Here is a 1,207-nt window from a genome sequence, read left to right as displayed (position 1 = left end):
GGGCGTCGAGTTGCAGGCGGCGTGGCAGCAACAGGCCGACCAGGCGGCCCGACTTGCCGGGGAGCAGGCGCGGTTGCAGCAGGCGCAGCATCGTGTGCAAGCGGCCCAGGCGCTGTTGCTGCCCGCGGACGGCCTGCCGGCACTGTTGCAGGACATCGCGGCAGCGGGCCGTGGGCTGCTGTTCGAACAGGTCAACGTAGGCGCGGCACAGGCCCGGGTCGAGCACGCCGAGGTACCGATCCAGGTGCGGGTAGTGGGTGATTTCTCGCAATTGTCGGCGTTTGTCGAGGCGCTGCGCGAGCTGCCCAGGCAGGTGACACTGCATGACCTGCAGGTGGCCCCGCTGGACGGGCGCAAGCACTTGCGCCTGCAGTTGCAGCTCCAGGCCTATGCCTCCGGGGTGCCGGTCGAGGCGCCGCTGCAGGCCAAGAGCACGCTGATGGCATCGCGCAATCCGTTCAATGCAGCGGCACCTGTCAGCGCCGAATCGGCCCTGGAGGGCTTGCCTGTGGACCAGCTGGAGCTGGTGGGGTATTTGGCGGGCCCGCGTGGAGCCGTGGCGCTGATCCGTGCGGCAGGGGTGCTGTACCCGGTGCGCGAGGGCGATGTGCTGGGCCCCGACCAGGGCAGGGTGGTGCGTATCGAGGCATCGCAGCTGGAGTTGGACGAGCGGGTCTGGGTCGAGGGCGGTGGCTGGGTGGTGCGCCCGCGGGTGATCGGCGCCAACCCTCGACCAGGCATCAATTGACCAGGGAGGTCGAGCATGAACGCAAGATTCGGTGTGGGGGTCGTGTTGCTGCTGCTGGCAACGGGTGTAACGGCAGCGCTGGAACGCCCGCCGAGCGCTGGCGAGCGGCTGTCGTTGAGTTTTCAGGATGTGGAGGTGCGCTCGGTGCTCAAGGTGCTGGCCGATTTCACCGGCACCAACCTGGTGGTCAGCGATGCGGTGCAGGGCAAGGTGACCTTGCGCCTGCAGGATGTGCCGTGGGAGCAAGCCCTGGACCTGGTGCTGCGCAGCAAAAGCCTGGGCCGGCGCCAGGACGGCAATGTGCTGCTGGTCGCGCCGCTGGCCGAGCTGGCCGGCCAGGAGCGCCAGGCGTTGGCGGCGCAACCGCCGGCGGTACTGGCCCGTGAGCTGCTGACCGTCAGCCATGCGCGGGCCGCCGACATGGTGCAATTGTTCCAGGCGCTGGCGCCGGATCAGGCG

At 69.2% G+C, this 1,207-nt stretch carries 2 protein-coding genes; both read left to right on the top strand.

The window, feature by feature from the left end; translation table 11 throughout:
• Nucleotides 1-748: pilus assembly protein PilP (locus tag G3436_RS24850; RefSeq protein WP_163950680.1), on the top strand; the 748-nt coding region annotated here is incomplete at its 5' end.
• 15 nt (nucleotides 749-763) lie between these two features.
• Nucleotides 764-1,207, top strand: a 444-nt coding sequence (locus G3436_RS24845; protein ID WP_178116598.1) for a secretin and TonB N-terminal domain-containing protein, incomplete at its 3' end; no start/stop codon positions are given.

The sequence above is a fragment of the Pseudomonas brassicae genome, assembly GCF_010671725.1.
GTDB classification, from domain to species: Bacteria; Pseudomonadota; Gammaproteobacteria; order Pseudomonadales; family Pseudomonadaceae; genus Aquipseudomonas; species Aquipseudomonas brassicae.
This window is presented reverse-complemented; position numbering and strand designations above follow the sequence as displayed.